Consider the following 20,030-nt stretch of genomic DNA (forward strand, 5'->3'; position numbering starts at 1 on the left):
ATAATCACCACTTTCAAACCTACTCTTTCATGAAAATTACACTACGCCTACGCTTTTTTATTGTCCTGCTAGTCCTTTTTGCAGGGTTTCTCCACCTCCAGGCACAACCGCTGCCGACTGCCAAACCCGAAGAGGTGGGCATGTCATCGGAAAGACTCCAACGCCTCAGTACCGTGTTCAAACAATATGCGGACAACAAGAAGATGTCTGGCAATGTTATTTTGGTGATGCGAAAGGGAAAAGTGGTATACCATGAAGCGTTTGGTATGAGAGACATCGAATCCAAAGCCGCTATGCCAAAGGATGCGATTTTTCGGATTGCGTCGCAAACCAAGGCCCTTGTTAGTGTTTCGATCATGATGCTTCAGGAGGAAGGGAAGCTTTTGATAACTGATAACGTAAGTAAATACATTCCTGAGTTTGAAGAGACCACGGTTGCTGTGGCCAAAGAAGATGGCGTGTATGAAATTGTGCCGGCGAAAAGGCAAATCACGCTGAGAGATCTGCTCACTCACACAGCTGGCATCGGTTATGGTGGAGGGCCTGCCAAAGATAAATGGGAGGAAGCAGGCATCACGGGGTGGTATTTTGCCCATAGGGAAGAACCTGTTGGTGCCACTATTGCCAAAATGGCTTCCCTGCCTATGGATGCGCAGCCAGGGGAGAAATTTGTTTACGGCTATAACACAGACATCCTTGGTGCAGTGGTGGAAAAGGCGTCGGGAATGCCGCTGGATCAATTTATTAAAACGAGGATTACCGATCCGCTGGGAATGAATGATACACACTTTTATTTACCGAAGAGCAAGGTAGGTAAACTTGCAACAGTTTATTCGGCGTATGCAGACAGCCCAATTGAGAAATCACCGGTAACGGGCACCATGGTGAGCCAGGGTGCTTATGTGGATGGGCCAAGAACCAGTTTTTCTGGTGGAGCTGGTTTGTTGAGCACAGCCGACAACTACGCCAGGTTTTTGCAAATGACGATGAACGGAGGTGAGCTCAATGGCACAAGGATTCTTTCACCTAAAACCATTGAATTGATGACGGTGAGTCATACAGGTGATATTGAATTTCGGGACGGACAAGGGTTTGGTCTTGGGTTTTCCGTTGTGGAGGATTTAGGTGAAAGAGGCATTCCCGGCTCAGTGGGTGAATACGGCTGGGGCGGTGCCTATGGCTCAACTTACTGGGTAGACCCCAAAGAAGAGCTGGTGGTGGTCTACTTCAAGCAGCTTATTCCGACTGCGGGCTTGGACGATCAGGCCAAGCTAAGAGCGCTGGTGTACCAGGCGATTTTGGAGTAATTCCATTGGGTAGGGGTTCAATGTTTTTCCGGTGGTGTAACCTCTGTTGGAGAAAGTACTCAGTTTGTAGTTATTTGATATTATGATGAAAAGAATAGTCCTGAACCATATCCTAGCTGCCCTTACAATTGTATCGATTTTTACTTCGTGTCAGTCATCGTTTGACGCCGATTCTGGAAAGACGGAAGTCACGAAATGGCACCAAAACAAAACTGGTGCGGTTTCCCTCACATTCGATGACGGCACCATTCACCAGTTTACTATCGCCATGCCTATGCTCGACTCGCTTGGCATGAAGGGCACGTTTTACATCATCACCGGCAAAATACCTGAGTCGCAGTACCGGGGCACCTTCATCGGCAGGCCGGGAGAGGAGATCATTGCGGAAACTGCCAAAATACCAACGAACAAGGATAATCTGCTCGAGCGGGCGTCGGCCATTGGTTTTCTGGGCTATGAAGGGGGCCTGGATTATCACACCAGAGCCGGAGCTGCAGTCGATGCTGAAAATGTGGACAAGGCCATTGAAATCATTGAAGAAGGATATGCGAAGATCAGGGCTGGTAAGCTTAAGAAGGTAGGGCCACCTACCAGCTATAGAGAGGCTAACGACACCACTACCTGGGAGCTGTACCGTCAGTACGCCGCCAATGGACATGAGATTGCCAGCCATACGGTTACCCATCCAAGGCTGGCCATCCTCGACGAGCCCAACATACTTTACGAGCTGGAAAAGAGTAAGGAAGAGATTGAAAACCAGATAGGCGCCGATTACATATTTTCAGCGGAGGGGCCTTATGGTACAGAGCATGAGCATTCGGTTGAGTATGTGCTCAAGGTGTACGAATCGGCTCGGAACAGGATGCCTGAGCCGTTTCTGGCCGAGCTTAACAGGGGTTCAAAAGAGTCGCCTGCTGAAGGAAAAGAGGGGAAGGAGTATGTGCAGTGGCAGCGGGGACCTTTATTCAAAACCCCAATGGAGCTGATGAAGTCGTGGGTGGACACCACTGCTGCCCGCAGTGATACATGGCTCGTATTGGTGTTCCACGGCGTTGAGGGTGTTGGCTGGGAGGCCAAACCCAAAGAGCAGTTGAGAGAGTACTTTGAGTACATAGCAAGCAAAAGAAATGATGTGTGGATAGCCCCTTTTGTTGAGGTAACACAATACATCAGAGAACGGATGGCTGCGAAAGTCAGCACAAAGATTGATGGCGGCACTATCGTAGTGAACCTCACACATACCCTTGACCCGAAGTGGTATGGGCATAGCCTGACACTCAAAACACTGGTACCTGATTGGGAAAAAGCGCAAGTGAAACAGGGTGAGACAATACTTGCGGCCCGAATGACGGAGGAGGAAGGGAAAAAGTACGTGATGTATGAGGCTTTGCCTAATGCCGAACCGATAACGATCAGGGAAATGGAATAGTGGATAAAGTGTCCAGAACTTTTTTTAAATACTGCCCATTTCAGCCAGCACGTTCACTGTCTTCCAGTTTCTGGTAGTAGCACCAACTTTCAGTTTAGACTCGAAAAAGGTATTGTTGATCTTTGTTCGGCCATAGCCGTTGGGGCAGTATACGTACACTTCTTTTCCTGTCAACACGAACCGATCCGGGGCGTAGTCGTAGGTCAGCAGTTTATCCACGTTCTCCTGCTTTGGCAGCTCGTCAAGGAAGGTCACGTGCAGCTTGTCAGGTTCTATTCCCTTCTCATTAAGAAAGGGATTTCCCTCAATCACTTTTTTTATATCAGCCTGGGTGCTGATAAGCACAGGTACATCGAAACCAAAGCGCTGGCTGATGGCCACTTCAATAGCCTTCCTGATTGCTGAGGGAGATTTTTCTTCAATCGAAAAAGCCACGTTGCCGCTCTGGATATAGGTTCTCACTTGTTTGTATCCCAATGACTCGTATAGTGCTTGCAGCTCTTTCATGGGCACCGGCTTGTGCCCGCCAACATTGATGCCTCTGAGGATGGAGATGTAGGTTGTCATGTTGGAAAGTTACGCTGCATTCAGAAAAAAGACGTGAAATTGGAAATCATTATGCACAATCAAGTGCACTTGGAAATGCCACTGTTTAGTGCTTGTGCCCCAAATAGTGCGCTTTGAGAATGTCTTCACCAAAATCGCCGCCTTTTTCCCTCCAGATGGCATGGATATGGTTGCCGTCATTGTCGAAACCCACGTTGTCGTACTCGATCATGAAGTCGGGGCCATTGATGATATAGTAATGAGCGTTTCTCGCTTCGTAACTTCCTATCCAGGCAAAATAGATGTTGTCAACCCCAGACTTCAGCAGTTTGTCATAAGCCCTCTTCGCACCCTCATGTTCCAGGTTGTCGACATACTCTTTGATCAGCCATTCCAGCAGCCCTTTTTGCTCCTTGTTCATGTCAGCGGCTTTTATGCCGTAGTAGTCGTCAATTCTTTTCGGCCCGCTAGGGCTGGTGATAATGTCTCCCGGTACTTTCTGGCTCAATGTCGCCACTTTCTTTTGCTGCTCAGTCAATGCGTTGATCAGCAGAAAGCCATAGTCCTCTTCTTTGCTCAATACCCTGAGTCCGGCAAATTTTGTAATGCGCACCTCAGCGGGGTCGGTTCCGATAAATAGGGGGGTGAGCGAGTATTTACCATCCGCCATCGACAGGCTGATGGCTATGTGATGACCACCCAAATTAAGCCCCCAGGGTTCTTTCACATCGGGTGTGCCCCACAGAGAAATATAGTAATTCCCGTATTCCCAATCGAGTTTCTTGATTTGCGCCAGCCCCTCCTTAGAAATTTTCCCTCTGCTGAAAGTGGAGTCGTATACCATATTCAGGATATCGTCCAGTTTCATGATGCTGGTGACTTTCAGGTAGCCCTGTGAGCTAAACAAAGTCGTGAGCACCCTGTGAAACTGGATCATGCTTTCTTCTGAAAGGTCGCCGTAGCGCTTACCAGGCCTTGGCACAAGGCCAACGGGCAGGTTCGTCCACTTTTCCCGGCCAGGGTCGTCGAAAGGTAAACTGATTTGCTGAAGCTCTTCTGCATTCAGTGTTTTTAGGAACACTTTGGTAACGTCTACAATCTGCTGGGCACTTTGGCTGAGCACCGTGCTGGCTGTCAATGTGAGAAAGGTGATGAAGGCGAGAAGGTGTTTCATTGAGGTTGTTTAAGTAGTTGCCGAAGGCAAGCTCAATATAAGTCAATAATATTTGATTGCAATCAGGAATACGACAAGGGAATTAGCAACAAATGCTACACCCTGGGCCAATGCAATCTGGCATGAATAATGTATAAATGACTTTATTTACCTTCACTTTTTAGACTTATGAAAACTCATTTTTTAATACTGCTATTTGGCGTACTATGCACCGGATGCGTAAGCACGGGCGTGCTCTTTCAGGACGGGAAAACCGCCGGGAAAAAAGAACTAGAAGGCGCCATTGGAGTTTCTTACAATGTGGTTCCGTCCTACACCACCGACACTGTGACACAAACTGTTAGGCTCAATCCTTTCAAAGTGCCTGCGCCGTGGATCAATATTCAGGCCCAATATGGCCTTGCCGAGCGGCTCGATGTGGGCGGGTCTTTTGGGCTTGGACTTTTTAGTGCTGGACTCAACGGGTTTGCCAAGTATGCACTTTTACCCAACGAAGGTACCTTTCATGTATCACTTTATGGTGGCGCAGGCTTTGCAGCCTCTACCGACAAAGTGGAAAATGGCACAGCCACCTTTGGTCAGCTGGTAGGCGGTGTTCCCTTTAGTTTTGAGGTTACTGAAACAAATACACTTGTCATCCAGCCGCTGTACAGCCATGATTTCTACAAGGTGAAAATTTCAGATGATACCGTTTACGATGATCGTTTCGATGCACACCTTGTACATTTGGGTTTTGGCGTGATTAGAAAAAACCTGGACAAAGACAGAGCGGTGTTTTACAACGTCACCATGAACTATTCGCCGACAGAAAAGAAGGCATATCCAACGTTTGGTGTGGCGATCAGGCCCTGACTTTATGGGAAGCAAGACTTATTCCAACCAAACTCCATCAGTTGAGACTCTGGAGAGAAAAACAAACAAGAAAGCGACGCATGAGGAACGTTAGACGGTCATTGATCTTTGTTGCCATTGTGGGAATGGCCTTTGTGCAGTTTGAATCCCGGAGTCAGTCAAAGGACAGCGTGTTGAAAAGTCTTGATAAGCATGTTATTCCTATTTCACTGAATCCGGAATTTATTGGAGGCGAGCATTTGCCTGCAGGCCTTGTTGATAGAGCCTCCATAATAGGGTTAGGGGAGGCGACCCATGGCACGCATGAGTTTTTTGAAATCAAGGCAAGGCTGCTCCAGCATCTGGTAGAATATTCCGGGGTTAGGGTACTGATTACCGAATCTTTTTTTACTAATAACGAGCTCAATAGTTATGTTCTTCATGCAGTTGGAAATCCCTATCGGGCCATTTTCAATATGGGCTATGGCTTTTTTTATACCGAAGAGATGCTGGCCTTAGTAGAGTGGGTGAGGCTGTATAATGATCGGCAGCCGGAAGATATGAAGGTTCGAATGTATGGCTGCGACATACCTGTTCCAAAGTTTATCACTCCACCGTTGTACGATTTTTTGGCGACCAACAATCGGCTGACGGCGACTGCGGAGGGTACTTTTCAGATGCTAAATAAAAAAACAGTCCAGGGGAAGTTTACTCGAAAAGAACAGGAGTCAACCAGGGAGTTGCTTACGAAGCTCGACTTACTTTTGGCGGCGAAGCAGGGTAGAGAAACGCAATGGATTGGCCACCATAAAAGGCTTCTGGAGCAATACCTGGAAATGAGGGTGAACCCTACTAAAGGTTTGAGGGATGAGTATATGGCGGAAAATGTGTTGTGGATTCGTGCCTATGAGAATGATGCTAAAGTGATGCTTTGGGCTCATAACGGACATATTTCAAAGGATGAAAAAGGAATTTTGAGTAAGCCTATGGGCTGGTATTTGAAAAACGAACTAGACGGCGACTACTATGCCATGGGACTTGGATTTGGTGGCGGAGAATTTTATGCAGCCAACCTGACGAAAATGAAGGCTGAGCCTGTTAGTGCTGGGGAGGCGCTTGTCGGTTCTCTCGATGCGTTGTTTTCTGAGATAGGAGCAGAACAGTTTTTCCTGGATATGGCGATTGTGGGCGCTGAGCCTGATTTGAAGAGCTTACTTGGCCATTCAGGATTGACCAAAAATATAGGCGAGTCATTTAATCCGGACAAAGCTGACGGTTATTACAGAAAGATAGCCTTGTCCGACAACTATGATGGCTATATGTTTATCAGGAGCACCTCTCCAACTAAAATATTGAGCTATGACTATCTAAAGTGAGGTCCTTCAGCTGACTGACTGGTTCTAATCTTTTTTTGTCCTCCAGGTAAACCCAAATGGCTAAAACAGGAACGGCCGTTGTTGTTGCCGCCAAAGACACCAGATACACTTGATCGGTAGCGAGACTGAGGTCTTAAGGCCCCCCCAACAACCGGACAACTTTGCTTTACTTTTAGGAACAAATCAAGCAACCTTTTCATAAAAGCGCATTCACTATTCTTTGCCATTGGAGCGGTATGAAGTCGGCTTTAAAATAGGAAGGAGAGTGCTGAGATGCGAAAATGATTCAAAATTGAGAGAAGATGACTCAAAATTGATAATAGAAACCAACGGTATTCAGGATTTTTGGACGTGTGATAACCGGTGACAGAATCAGACGATTTATTGAGTACAGCAGCTATGGAGCTAGTGTTGAGTAACCTTCGATACCTATGATCCAACGAGTACTAAGTCCTTGCAAAAGCTTCCACCTGCCTCGTGTGCAGAGCCTCTTGTTATTCTTGTCTTTCAGGCGGGCGTTTATTTTCACGATCTTACAGCTGGCCATTGCTGTTGCTGCTTATTCACAGGAGGTTGTCATCACCCAACTCGCCCTACAGCCTGATGGCAAATTAGTGCTCAGGTACGACCTGAATGACGACAGGCTGGATCGGAAGTATTCCCTCTACCTTTATGCCTCGTCCGATAATTTCATACAGCCATTGGCGCACGTAAGCGGCGATGTGGGTGTGAACCTTGCCGTGGGCGGTAACAAAACGATCACCTGGAATGCCAGGGAAGAGCTGGGCGATACTTTCGCCGGCGACGTAAGCCTGGAACTGAAAGGCAATATTTACACTCCCTTCATTGCTCTTGATAACTTCGACGACTATAAAGTGCTGAAGCGTGGCAAGCCCTATGAAGTCACCTGGACGGGCGGACGGGGCGACAATGTGCTCCTTTTTGAACTCTACGAAGAGGATAGCAAGATCAAAGTATTCGAAGAGCGCCCCAATGTGGGGAATACTACCATTATCATTCCCAAGGATGTGAAAAGTGGTAACTACCGCTTCAAGATCAGTGATAGCAGGAACAGGGATGAGGTGGTATTCACTAAAGACTTTAGGGTAAAAGCCAAAGTCCCAATGGTAGTCAAGGCTGGTTTAGGTTTGGCACTGCTTGGCGGCGTGGGATATATCGTTTCGCTGGGTGGGGCTGGGGCGCCAGAGGAAAAAATTGGAGATCCGATATCTCCACCAAGTAAATGAAGAAAGGAATGAATAAAGTGAAAGTCTTTTTTATTGCTGCGCTTTTCTTGGACGGCCTTGCACAAAACCTTTCCGCTCAAACTACTTATTTTTCTTGGGAAAGTGGAGCTCAGTCAGGAAATCAAAAACCAATCGTGTTCTATCCACCACCTGGAAGTAGGTATTCACCTGTTTCCTGGTCTGACGACGATGGTAATTTATGGTTGTTTGGTGGGTGGGGGTATGATAAAAATGGTGTCAATCTTTGGCTGAATGATTTCTGGAAATACGAATTCGCAAGTGACAAATGGTCTTTTGTAGGAGGTAGCGAGATCAACTATGCTGCAGGCGTTTATGGTACGAAGGGAGTGCCCGCTTCGTCCAACTTTCCAGGTGCCCGACAAGATGCTTTAACATGGAAAGATACAGATGGAAATTTTTGGCTATTTGGGGGAAGGGGTGTCACAAGTCAAACAGGCATATCAGCTCAATTGAATGACCTTTGGAAATTCGATCCCACAACTGGCGAGTGGACGTGGGTTAGTGGGCGGGACTATGCCGGGCAGCCCGGTCAAGCGGGCATTTATGGTACGCTGCAAGTAAGTGATGACACTAACGAGCCTGGTGCCAGGTTTGGTGCTGCATTTTGGGAAGGAACATCTGATTTATGGATGTTCGGCGGCACGGGCATTGACAAGACGGGCTCCTTTGGGAAATTGAATGACCTATGGAAATTTGATCTGACTTCGGGACAATGGACATGGATGGGTGGGAGCGATATAGTCGAACAACCAGGAAACTATGGAACGAAAGGAGCTGGCAATACTGCTAACATCCCCGGAGCCAGACAACAGCCATTTTTTTGGACTGATGCCAGTGGCAATTTCTGGTTATTTGGAGGGCAAGGCTTTGACAAACTAAGTACCGACGACGACCTTCAAGATTTATGGATGTATGAAGTCTCGTCAAAAAAGTGGACTTGGGTGTCTGGAGCCGATATTGGGAATGGGGCAGGTGTTTATGATACGAAAGGCGTTGGTAACGAGAGTAATCTGCCTGGTGCCAGGTCAAGTGGTAATTCGTGGATCGACAGTGCAGGCGATCTTTGGTTATTTGGGGGCCTTGGTAATAAAGAAAATGGAGCGAGGGCTTTCCTTAACGATTTGTGGAAATACGAGGTGGGGACTGGGCTATGGGTATGGGTGAGGGGCAACCCGCTGGGTAGTTTAGAAGCATTTTACGGAACAAAAGGTGAAGGAACAGCCACCACAACACCAGGCCCCAGGCAATGGTCAGCTTCGTGGGTTGATGAGAGTGATCAATTGTGGTTATTTGGTGGGATAGGATATACCGTTGGATTTGAGTTCGGTTCATTGAATGATCTCTGGAAATACGATATTTCCTCCGACCAATGGGTTTGGATAAGTGGTACCGACTTATTGGATCAATCGGGGGTATACAGTTTTTACGAAATTGAACTGGATACGAATGAACCAGGTGGCAGAGAGAATGCAAGTTCATGGGCTGACGGCGCTGGCAATCTGTGGATTTTTGGCGGAGTTTGCGACCAGCGTGACGAGGTAACAAACAGGGGAACTTTGAATGATTTGTGGAGATATGATATTGCCACCAGAAAATGGTCGATCATGACCGGGGAAGTTGTTATCAATCAGGCGGGTGTGTACGGTGCCAAGGGTGTTGGATCGGTAAATAATAGCCCGGGATCAAGAGCGGGAGGGCATACCTGGAACGACGGAGATGGCAATTTATGGCTTTTTGGAGGCGTAGAAAAGGAAGGGTTTCAGGGTTATTTTAATGACCTTTGGAAATATGAGATAGCCACAGGTGAGTGGACGTGGGTCAATGGAAGCAACACTAAGAATCAGCCTGGGATTTACGGCACCAAAGGCATGGCAGCCGAGTCCAATGTTCCGGGAGCCAGGGAGTTTGCTATAACGTGGTTTGAAAATGGCGACTTGTGGCTTTTTGGAGGGCGTGGCTTTGATAAAAATGGTACTTCAAACATGCTAAATGACCTCTGGAAGTACGAAATATTGACTGGGCAGTGGACATGGATGAGTGGAAACGATATTGTCAATCAGTCGGGCGTTTACGGAACAAAGGGAACAGGGTCTGTTAACAACTTTCCCGGGGGACATTGGCATTCCACGGGATGGAATGACCAGAATGGTAATCTGTGGTTGTTTGGCGGATATGGCTATGATAAAAATGGTGCTATTTCCGATTTGAATGACCTTTGGAGGTATGAAATCGGAAACGGCAAATGGACTTGGGTAGCAGGAAGTGATATAATCAATCAGCCGGGAGTTTATGGTGAGTTGGAAATAGGAACTTCAGCCAATACACCTGGTTCCAGGTATAATGCTGTTAGTTGGACAGACGTCGCCAATAACTTATGGTTATTTGGAGGCAGAGGAAATGATACAAACACCGCTTCTGATGGGTATTTGAATGATTTTTGGAAGTTTGACATTGGTGAAAATGTCTGGATTTGGATGGCGGGTAGTAATGCCAGGAACAAAGAACCAAATTATGGAAGTCTTGGGGTTTCGTCGGTCGATAACATTCCGGATTCGAGAACAGGGTCGACTGCAGTATCGGACGAAAATAACAACCTTTGGCTTTTTGGCGGTCGACGAAATTATGGTGCAACTTTAAGCAACTGGGGTGAACATAAGGGTGATTTATGGAGGATCTCATTTTCCCCTTTGCCCACAGAGATAATTGGTATTAGCAATGTCACGCAATCATCATTTACCCTTTCATGGGCGGGTGTTGATGGCTTTTATCCGGCAAATGACTATCAGATTGATGTAGCAACGGATGTTGAGTTCACAGAAATGGTATCTGGGTATGAGTCCCTTTCTACGACAAATACCAGCATCGATTTGAGCAACCTTCCCTCGGGGGTAACATATTTTGTTAGAGTGCGTGCCAGCAATGCTGTTGGTGTGTCCAAAAATTCCGGTGTTGGGTCGCAACTCCTTATTCCTGCTAATCCACTTGCATCAGGCGCATCAAATACTGGAAAAACGTCCTTTACTGCCAATTGGAATGCTGTCACAGGTGCTTCCAGTTATTTTCTGGAGGCTTCCACCAATAGCGATATGTCATCTCCTTTGACCGGTTACGATGGCACCGTGGCGATTGCTTCTTCCAACATCAGCGAGGTGCTCACAGGCTTGTCATCCGGCACGACTTACTACTATCGGGTGAAAGCCGGAAATGCAGCAGGTACTTCGGCTGTGTCGAATACCGTATCACAATTGACTTTACCAGCGGATGCCGTTGCTACTGCTGCCACGGCAGTCAGCCAAACGAGCTTTACGGCAAACTGGGAGGGCGTTACCGGAGCAGCTTATTACTTCCTTGAAGTTTCAACCAACAGTGATATGTCGTCGTCGATAGCTGGTTACGATGGCACCACTGCCATTGATTTTCCTGCTACAAGCAAGGCATTGACTGACCTGGAATCGGGCACGACTTATTACTACAGAGTGACTGCAAAAAACGCAACAGGTGCCTCCGCTGCCTCCAATATCATTTCCCAAATCACCATTCCCGCCAATCCGGTGGCCACGGCTGCAACTAGTACTGATCAAACATCTTTTTCTGCCAACTGGGAGGCAGTCACAGGGGCATCCAGTTATTACCTGGAGTTGTCCACTAACGAAGATTTCTCGTCGCCTTTGTCTGGATACGACGGCACTGTGGCGATTGCCTCTTCCAATACCATCAAGGCGCTGACCGGCTTGTCATCTGGTGCTACCTATTACTATCGGTTAAAAGCCGGAAATGCGGCCGGCACCTCTGCTCCGTCGAATATCATCTCACAATTGACCTTGCCGACCGATCCGGTTGTGGGTGCGACTACAACGGTCACAAACGATGCTTTTACTATCAACTGGTCGGCGGTTGCAGGTGCCACAGGCTACCACGTTCAGTTATCCACTGATGATTTTACATCCTTCATTGGCGGAGTCGACGGGAGTATAGCATTGACTGGGACAAGTCTGACGGCCAGTGGCCTGCTACCAGCTACCGCTTACAAATACAGGGTACAGGCCGTCAATGCCACTGGTAGCTCTAACTACTCTGCCCCCGGTAGTCAAACCACCAAAACAGTGAGTCCTGTTGCCTCAGGTGCGACAAACGTTACACAATCGGGATTTACTGCCAATTGGTCGACTGTACCAGGTGTAGTTAATTATTACCTCGAGGTGTCGCCAAATGCCGACTTCTCGTCGCCAGTGGTAAGTTTCGATGGCACGGTAGCTCTTGCACCCGACTTGTCTTCTGTAAGTGTGACAGGATTAATGGCTGGAATAGCCTATTTCTATCGAGTCATTTCAGAAAATACCGGAGGTAGATCAGTACCCTCTAATACCGTATCTCAAATTACCATTCCTGCCAACCCTGTGGCATTTGACACAGCTGAGGAAGACATTACGGCTACCAGTGTCAAAGCAAATTGGAATGCCGTTGCAGGGGTGCTAACTTATGAACTGGAGTTTTCTCTTGACAACTTTGCGACCCTGGTCGAAGAATTCGATCCTTTGGTTGTAGAGTCTGCAACGACCAGTGTTATTGTTTCTGGCTTGTTGGCTCAAACGTCTTACCAGTTCAGGGTGCGGGCACGAAATAGTGCCGGAGTTTCCGGAAACTCCAATGCAGTCTCGGTGTTAACGTTGAATGATGCCGCATCATTACCGCTTGCCCTGTTAGCCTTAAGCTTCTCATCAAAACAAGACAATTCGGCTTCCCAAACACTCAGCATTTCGGTCACAGGAGGCACAGCACCCTATGTAGTAACGGCGAGCCATCGGGGATTGCTTCAAAGTGAAAATACATTAGAAACGCTGTCGGAAATAACACCTGGTAATTACTCCTTCACCATCAGCCCGGAAATGCTGGACGACATGGGCGTGCAGTTTGAAATTACTGCCACCGATGCCAAAGCGAACAAACAATCGAGAACCGGGAGTATTGCCAGGGCATTTGGTGAGGCAGCCAGCCCTGCACTTCCCTTGGAGCGTTTCGGAGGCTCCGCACTGACCTGGAACTTATTCACCATTCCTTATGAGCTTGATAACAAGCTTGTGAGTAATATTTTTGCCGATCTTGACCAAAACAGACATGAGTTCGATTGGAGAATTGTGCGATACCGTAACTCGACCAACGACTATGTGAATTTTAATACTGGCCAGGTGAAAGTGGGGGAGGCGTATTGGTTCAATTCCAAAACAAATGTACGCATTAACGTAGGAGCAGGCCAAACTACAGCTTCAATACCGTTTCCCATGACGCTACTGAAAGGCTGGAACCTGGTAGGGAATCCATACACTGTTCCCATTTCATGGGAACAGGTGTTGACTGACAATCCAGACAAAACCGGCATCGACCCGATCAGGCTTTTTAATGGTACGGCCCTGGTCATTGGAGATGTTGTTCAGCCATTTTCTGGCGGCTTTGTCTTTGCCGAGGAGGCTACTTCTGTAGCCATCGACCCTATTGCCTCCAAACCCAACGGCAGAATCCTGGCTGGAAAAGGCAGTATTGAAAGCACAGATATTGATGATTTGGCATGGTTCATTTCACTACATTTAAGCGACGGCCAGACTACTGCAACTCTAGGCGGCGTGGGTATGCACCCAGATGCGCTGGAGATGAAAGACCGATTTGATGGCATGGCACCGCCCCGCTTTATTCATTACAGCGAGCTGTTTACCGAGCACAAAGACTATTTTTATCCTTACTTCTCCACTGATGTCGTGCCCACCAAAAGCGACCATACCTGGAGCTTTACACTGTCATCCAATAAAGTAGCAGGACCATCTAATTTGACCTGGGACATGGGGGCTTTGCAAGGCAAAGCCTCCGGTCTCTACCTGCTCGACCAGCAAAGTGGCAAGCTGGTGGACATGAAAACCACAGATAGCCACACGGTAGACCTCAGCAAGGGCGATTTCAAGTTTGAAATCTACTTTGCAGGCAGCGGCAATCAGGTGATACCCAACCGGCTGTTGCTGGGCGATGCGTATCCGAACCCGGCCAGCACGCAAACGACCATTCCCATACTGCTGCCAGGTGACGCTAATGAGCTGGTTGACATCGATTTGTCGGTGTTTGATATGAATGGGAACAAAGTGGCCACTCTTGCCAGCGGCAAACACCGGCCAGGAGTGTATGAGTTTACCTGGGATATTGGCACGGCCCAAAAGCGGGCTGTGAGTGGGCTGTTCTTCTACCGGCTGAGCTTTGGCGACAACAGCAGAGTGCCTTTGTACAAAAAAATAATCCTCCGATAATGAAAACCAAAACTCTCATTTCCCTGACGTTATTGCTGGTTGCTTGTTGCCAGCTGGCGGCACAGGTAGTGGTTGACCGCACCAACAAAGTAGCACTGGATTTTACCAAGCCGATCAAGGCCACGGTGTTGCCGGAAATCAATTGGGTGTTGCCACGTTTGGAGTATACCAATAGCGAGGCAAATAAGGTAGATATCAAAGCCAATGTAAGTAGTAAGGTGCCTTTGAAAAAGGTGACACTGTCGGTGCTTACTTCGCTGGATGAGGAGCCCATGGCTTCCATGGATGTACCTTTGATTAGCCCGACGTCTGCCGAGTTTGAGAAGAACATGTACCTGGGTGATGGCCAGAACTATGTGAGGATCACTGCGGAAAATGTGGATGGAGGCATTGTGTCGGACGACCGGTCGGTTATTGTGGGCATGGATGCACTGAAAGACGCCATTGCCATTGACAGAAAAGACTACGCAGTGCTGTTTGCTACAGATAAGTATGACAACTGGAGCGACCTCACCAACCCAATTTATGATGCAAAAGCGATAGGGAAGGAGCTGGAAGAGCGGTATGGTTTTGAGGTAAGGATTGTTGAGAACGCCAGCCAGGACCTGGTTTTCAATACGTTGAGAGAATATGCCCAGAAGAGCTACAAACCGCAGGATCAGCTTTTCGTGTTTTTCGCAGGGCACGGACAGTACGACGAAACCTTCGGTGAAGGCTTTGTGGTAGCTCGTAACTCTATAGCGAACGACCCAGGCAAGAATAGCTATATCAGCCACAGCCGACTCAGAAATATTATTGACAATGTGAAGTGTCAGCACATTATGCTGGTAATGGATGTGTGCTTTGGAGGTACTTTCGATCCGGTGCTGGCCTCATCAAGAAGTATTTACGAGGAAATGGACAACTCTGAATTCATCGTCAAAAAGTTGTCGCTGCGAACAAGGAAGTACCTCACCAGTGGGAGCAAGGAGTATGTGTCCGACGGCACACCCGGCAGTCACTCACCATTTGCTGTAAGGATGCTCGAGGCGCTTAAGACCAGCGGCGGAGGAGACAGGTTGCTGACCATTACCGAAGTAAATGTGTACATGCAGAAGCTACAGACCACACCAAGGTTTGGCTCCTTTGGCGCTGACGACCAGGGCAGCGAGTTTATGTTTATCGCCAGGTGAACAACATGCTGATGATGGTTGCTGATAATAAGCAGCACGCTGTTTAACGGATAATGTAGCAGAACTATTTTTTTGGTGTGCGGCTAACAAGCGGGGCCGCTTTGGGGAAATACCAACTGCTATTTTTTTTGCCTTAGCACCTTTTTTTTCCGCACCCAACCTCTCTTTGCCAGCCTCATGCAAATGTCATATTCCCGACTGACAAAGGTCAGGACATCAGGGATTTGTGGGGAGTACCTTAGCATCACTGACCACCAAAAAAGAGTAAGTCATGAAAAATCTTCTCATACTCGGCGCAGGATCCGCAGGTACAATGATGGCTAATCACCTCTCAAAGAAAATGTCTTTAAAGAGTTGGAGCATCACAATTGTGGACCAATTCGATAAACATTATTACCAACCTGGTTTCTTGTTTCTTCCTTTCGATGTCTACAAGGAAGAGGATGTGTACAGAGAAAGAACAGACTATTTGCCAAACAATATTAATTATGTTCAAAAGGCTATAGATATTATTAAGCCCGAAATAAATCAGGTTGTATTGGCCGACGGGACTATCCTCAAATATGACTTACTGATCATTGCAACCGGGTCACAAATTGCCCCAGGTGAAGTAGAAGGGATGCAGGGCAGCGAATGGCATAAGTCTGTGTTCGACTTTTATACCTTCGAAGGGTCTCGCAACTTACGTGACAAACTACGTGACTGGAAGGGTGGGGATATGGTCATCCATATTACAGAAATGCCCATTAAATGCCCGGTGGCACCCCTTGAGTTTGCCTTCCTTGCCGATTGGTATTTCCACGAAAAGGGGATGAGAGACAAGGTGAACATTTACTATGTGACACCGCTCGACGGTGCTTTTACTAAGCCTGTAGCTTCTTCAAAACTAGGACACTTGCTCAAAGAGAAAGGCATAAACATCGTGCCTGATTTCGCTATAGCGAAATTAGACAATGAAAATAAAAAGATTGTTTCCTGGGACGAAAAAGAAGTATCCTTCGATCTTCTGGTAACCATCCCTACCAACATGGGCGACGAAGTGATTGCCAGGTCTGGCATGGGTGATGATCTCAATTTTGTACCAACAAACAAACACACGCTACAGTCCAGCAATTTTGAAAATGTGTTTGTGATTGGCGACGCTACCAATGTGCCGGCGTCAAAGGCGGGTTCTGTGGCTCACTTTGAGGCTGAGATTCTTACCGAGAACATCATGAGGTACATAAAAGGCGAGCCCCTGAAAGAAGACTTTGATGGTCATGCCAATTGCTTTGTCGAAACTGGTTACGGCAAAGCCATGCTTATCGACTTTAACTATACGACCCAGCCAGTACCAGGAAACTTCCCATTTCCGGGAGTTGGCCCAATGAAACTTCTGAAGGAGAACAAAGTCAACCACTGGGGTAAATTAGGGTTCCGGTGGATTTACTGGAACATGCTGATGAAAGGCCATAGTATTCCTTTCATTACGGCTCAGATGCAAAAAGCGGGAAAAGAGCTGGAGGAAGAAAAATTAGAAACTGTGTAATCGTCATAAAACCAAAAAGATCATGGAAGCTGTAATTGCAAACCGTCCCGTAGAGGTGAATGAACAAGGTTACTTGTTAGATATGAACCAGTGGGACAAGGAAATAGCACGTGGGATTGCTCTTGAAGAGGGCATTGAACTGACTGACCGCCATTTTGAAGTACTCAATTATTTGAGGGAGGAACAAGAGAGTGGCACAGCGTTATCTATCCGCAGGGTTGGTAAATCAGGAGTAGTAGATATCAAAGAGTTCTATGCTCTGTTTCCGGAAGGCCCACTCAAGAAAGCCTCTCGCATAGCCGGTATTCCTAAGCCAGCAAGTTGTATTTAGTCACTTAAAAATCTGAACCATGGAAACTGTAGAAGCACCCGTAAGAGCCCCGGCAAAAAAAGAAAAGAAGCTGAGGAAGATAATGATCATTAATTCAAAGGCAACTATCGACTCTGTGTATGCTGCCCTGATCCTGGCCAACGGCGCAAGGATGGAAGGTATTGAGTCCGAAATTTTCTGCACATTCTTTGGGCTGGAAATGTTGCAAAAAGATAAAATGGATCATTTGCATGTGGCCACCGTGGGCAACCCTGGGTTGCACATACCTACCATGATAGGTGGCCTGCCTGGTATGGAAACACTGGCCAGTACAATGATGCGGAAAGAAATGGACAAGCTGGACATTCCTCCGGTTAGCGAATTTCTCGAAATCTATAAGGCTTCTGGAGGAAAGGTTTTTGCCTGTAAATTGGCCATGGAAATGTTCCACCTGGAGAAAAAGGATCTTTGGGATGATTTGGATGAGGTGTTAACTGTTGGCGATTTTTACAATCGAGCCGACGAAGAGGGCACGCAGATTATTTTCGTTTAACAAGCAAATCCAAACCATCTGATGAGAGCCCGGGTTATCTGAATCCGGGCTTTTATCGTTGTGTATTCGCCTGCCCAGGGTCTATTTCAACTTCCCTTTATAAGTGCGTTTAAACTTCTCGTACCTCGGAATGGAAACTCCCCGGACATAACCACTGCCAGGGTTGTGCTCGATATAATCCTGGTGATACTCTTCTGCCCGATAGAAAGCTTTCAGCTCCATGATTTCAGACACAATGGGCTTGCTGAACATGCCTGAGTTGTCGAAGGTCTTTAACGATTTTTCCGCAATGGCTTTCTCCTCCGGTGTCAAATAAAACAAGATGGAGCGATAAGAATTGCCGACGTCCGGCCCCTGGCGGTCTTTGGTAGTTGGATCCTGGGAGGTGAAGAATACTTTGGTCAGCTCTTCGTAATTAATCCTGGAAGGGTCGTAGTAGACTAGCACTGTTTCAGCATGACCGGTCGTTTCAGTATTCACAAGTTCGTAGGTAGGGTTTTTGGTGTGCCCACCTGCGTAGCCCGACACCGCCGAGTCGACACCTACTACTGCCTCGAAGATGTGCTCAGAGCACCAGAAGCAGCCTTCTGCAAATGCTGCGATGGCTTTTCCGGCCGGCGCCTTTAATTCAACCTGCCTTACGCCGCCGTCATTTTTTGATTTTTGGGCGTCGCAAGAATAGAAACCTAATATAGCGATAAAGAGTGCGGATTTGGCAAGTGTATTTCTCATGATGTTAATAACTTGGTAAATGGCCTATAAGTTTCAAAAAATACCTTTCATTAAAAGTCCCGACCAAGACAGAAGGGGTGCTAAACCATCGTCAACCGGCTACCTGGTTAACCTGTAGAGCAGAACAGCCGCCCTTTTGCTTTGCATGGGTAGCACCTTCAAATCTCCTATTTCATTCACAGTATGGTCATTTTTCCCGCCCATACCCAGACCATCAAGGCCCATTTCAATATACGGAGAGGTAAACGAAATATCTGCCGCTCCGGCATTGCTTGGGTTGACCGGCTCCACAGGCATAAAACCCAGATCGGTGCTCACTTTGCTAAGCTGCTTAAGTAGTGCGTAGTTGCCGTCCGTGGGGGCGAATGGAGGGTAGCCTTCATCAAAAGTGATGGTTGCATTCGTCCTGGGCAGGTGTTTCGCCGCAATTTCTGTCATGGTTTTTTGAGTGCGTTGCAGTTGCTCAGGTGAAATGGTGCGGATGTCGCCTGTGACAATCGCATCCTTGGCCACTACATTGCTTTTTCCGGTGGCCCTTCCGCCATCAATTGACTCGTCATAGCTTACATTGGTTCCTCCCAGTATCATTCCCGGATTGAAAGTGAGGTATTCTTCTGTGCTAAGCGCTTCGTAAAATTCGGTAAGGATTCTGGCGGCTTCGTAAATAGCACCGGCGCCCACCTCCGGTTTGAATACCTGAGAAGAATGAGCAGCATTTCCTGTCACTTTTAGCGTCCAACCTGATGAGCTTCTGCGGGCAACATTTGCTGTGCCTGGATTGCCGTCTCCATTTTCAAAGCCAAGAGCGATATCGGCCCATTTAGCTGCCTCTACCAATTCCTGCTTCGAAAGAGACAGCGGATCGCCACTTAATTCCTCATCACCTGTCATCACCACAGTAATGCTCATGTCCTTCAAAAGGCCTGCATCATGCAGTGCCGACAAGGCTTGAAGTATGATCACGTCTCCTCCCTTCATATCCGCAATACCTGGCCCGCTGGCTGTGGAGTCGTTCAGTACATTGTATTTTTGAAATGGGCTTTCCAATTCAAATACCGTGTCGAGGTGGCCGATGAGTAGAATTTTCCTTCCTTTTCCGCCTTTTGTTTTTGCAACAAGATGTCCGGCCCTGTTCCAGGCGCTTCCTTCTTTCCATTCTACTTCCATGCCAAGGGCTTTGAACCTGGGCATGAGCACGTCGGCGACGGCTTTCACACCATTGAAATTCATGGTGCCGCTGTTGATATTGATGATTTCCTCAAGTAGCTGAAGGGCCTGGTTGTTGTGCTGGTCGATATATTTTACCAAGTGCTTCTCAGCTTTTGATACCTGTCCATTTGCCCAACTCGCACATACCAGCATATAACCAATGACGAGGCCAACCTTGATGTATTTCATAAACAGAAGCTTTTTTGGCAATGATACTAAAATTATGGTTAAGGCTTGAAGGAGAACGGAGCGAAGACCTGTCAATAAAAAAAAGTCACTGCCTTGCGACAGTGACTTCGTCAATATAT

The 20,030-nt window shown here is 47.4% G+C and carries 14 protein-coding genes; 10 read left to right on the plus strand and 4 right to left on the minus strand.

Annotation, left to right across the window (positions count from 1 at the left end):
• Positions 1 to 29 precede the first annotated feature (29 nt).
• Positions 30 to 1,307: a serine hydrolase domain-containing protein gene (locus AAC052_RS07285; protein WP_339812139.1), complete on the plus strand. Its 1,278-nt coding sequence runs from the start codon at positions 30 to 32 to the stop codon at positions 1,305 to 1,307.
• Between the two features lie 82 nt (positions 1,308 to 1,389).
• Positions 1,390 to 2,736, plus strand: coding sequence for a polysaccharide deacetylase family protein (locus tag AAC052_RS07290; RefSeq protein WP_339812140.1), 1,347 nt, complete (start codon positions 1,390 to 1,392; stop codon positions 2,734 to 2,736).
• A 24-nt stretch (positions 2,737 to 2,760) separates the two neighbouring features.
• Here AAC052_RS07290 and AAC052_RS07295 read toward each other — a convergent pair whose 3' ends face one another.
• Both AAC052_RS07295 and AAC052_RS07300 read right to left on the minus strand, forming a co-directional pair.
• Positions 2,761 to 3,303 (minus strand): DUF1697 domain-containing protein, encoded by a 543-nt coding sequence (locus AAC052_RS07295; protein WP_339812143.1) that lies wholly within the window; start codon positions 3,301 to 3,303, stop codon positions 2,761 to 2,763.
• A gap of 85 nt (positions 3,304 to 3,388) precedes the next feature.
• A complete protein-coding gene (locus tag AAC052_RS07300) occupies positions 3,389 to 4,456 on the minus strand; it encodes a DUF3500 domain-containing protein (protein ID WP_339812146.1) in 1,068 nt (355 codons plus the stop codon).
• Positions 4,457 to 4,624: 168 nt separating this feature from the next.
• Between AAC052_RS07300 and AAC052_RS07305 the strand changes: the two genes are divergently transcribed.
• The 8 genes from AAC052_RS07305 to AAC052_RS07340 all read left to right on the plus strand — a co-directional run bounded on the left by AAC052_RS07305 (position 4,625) and on the right by AAC052_RS07340 (position 17,781).
• Positions 4,625 to 5,308, plus strand: coding sequence for a hypothetical protein (locus AAC052_RS07305; RefSeq protein ID WP_339812149.1), 684 nt, complete (start codon positions 4,625 to 4,627; stop codon positions 5,306 to 5,308).
• Between the two features lie 80 nt (positions 5,309 to 5,388).
• Positions 5,389 to 6,663 carry an erythromycin esterase family protein gene (locus AAC052_RS07310; protein WP_339812152.1) on the plus strand — a complete coding sequence of 425 codons (1,275 nt, stop codon included), beginning with the start codon at positions 5,389 to 5,391 and terminating at the stop codon, positions 6,661 to 6,663.
• Positions 6,664 to 7,094: 431 nt separating this feature from the next.
• On the plus strand, positions 7,095 to 7,910 hold the full coding sequence (locus tag AAC052_RS07315) for a hypothetical protein (RefSeq protein ID WP_339812155.1): 816 nt from the start codon (positions 7,095 to 7,097) through the stop codon (positions 7,908 to 7,910).
• An 8-nt stretch (positions 7,911 to 7,918) separates the two neighbouring features.
• Positions 7,919 to 14,218, plus strand: a complete 6,300-nt coding sequence (locus tag AAC052_RS07320) for a kelch repeat-containing protein (RefSeq protein ID WP_339812158.1) — start codon at positions 7,919 to 7,921, stop codon at positions 14,216 to 14,218.
• On the plus strand, positions 14,218 to 15,390 hold the full coding sequence (locus AAC052_RS07325) for a caspase family protein (protein WP_339812161.1): 1,173 nt from the start codon (positions 14,218 to 14,220) through the stop codon (positions 15,388 to 15,390). The genes AAC052_RS07320 and AAC052_RS07325 overlap by 1 nt, the downstream gene beginning before the upstream one ends.
• 271 nt (positions 15,391 to 15,661) lie before the next feature.
• Positions 15,662 to 16,918, plus strand: a complete 1,257-nt coding sequence (locus AAC052_RS07330) for an FAD/NAD(P)-binding oxidoreductase (protein ID WP_317491095.1) — start codon at positions 15,662 to 15,664, stop codon at positions 16,916 to 16,918.
• Between the two features lie 22 nt (positions 16,919 to 16,940).
• Positions 16,941 to 17,249: a TusE/DsrC/DsvC family sulfur relay protein gene (locus AAC052_RS07335; protein WP_317491096.1), complete on the plus strand. Its 309-nt coding sequence runs from the start codon at positions 16,941 to 16,943 to the stop codon at positions 17,247 to 17,249.
• A gap of 19 nt (positions 17,250 to 17,268) precedes the next feature.
• Positions 17,269 to 17,781, plus strand: coding sequence for a DsrE/DsrF/DrsH-like family protein (locus AAC052_RS07340; RefSeq protein ID WP_339812164.1), 513 nt, complete (start codon positions 17,269 to 17,271; stop codon positions 17,779 to 17,781).
• 81 nt (positions 17,782 to 17,862) lie between these two features.
• On the opposite strand, the gene msrA is transcribed toward AAC052_RS07340, so the two are convergent.
• Both msrA and AAC052_RS07350 read right to left on the minus strand, forming a co-directional pair.
• The gene (gene msrA / locus AAC052_RS07345; RefSeq protein ID WP_317491098.1) at positions 17,863 to 18,513 is read right to left on the minus strand and encodes a peptide-methionine (S)-S-oxide reductase MsrA; all 651 of its coding nucleotides are present in this window, start codon (positions 18,511 to 18,513) and stop codon (positions 17,863 to 17,865) included.
• A gap of 99 nt (positions 18,514 to 18,612) precedes the next feature.
• Positions 18,613 to 19,911: a M20/M25/M40 family metallo-hydrolase gene (locus tag AAC052_RS07350; RefSeq protein WP_339812168.1), complete on the minus strand. Its 1,299-nt coding sequence runs from the start codon at positions 19,909 to 19,911 to the stop codon at positions 18,613 to 18,615.
• Positions 19,912 to 20,030 lie beyond the last annotated feature (119 nt).

It is taken from the genome of uncultured Imperialibacter sp., assembly GCF_963974565.1.
Lineage (GTDB): Bacteria > Bacteroidota > Bacteroidia > Cytophagales > Cyclobacteriaceae > Imperialibacter > Imperialibacter roseus.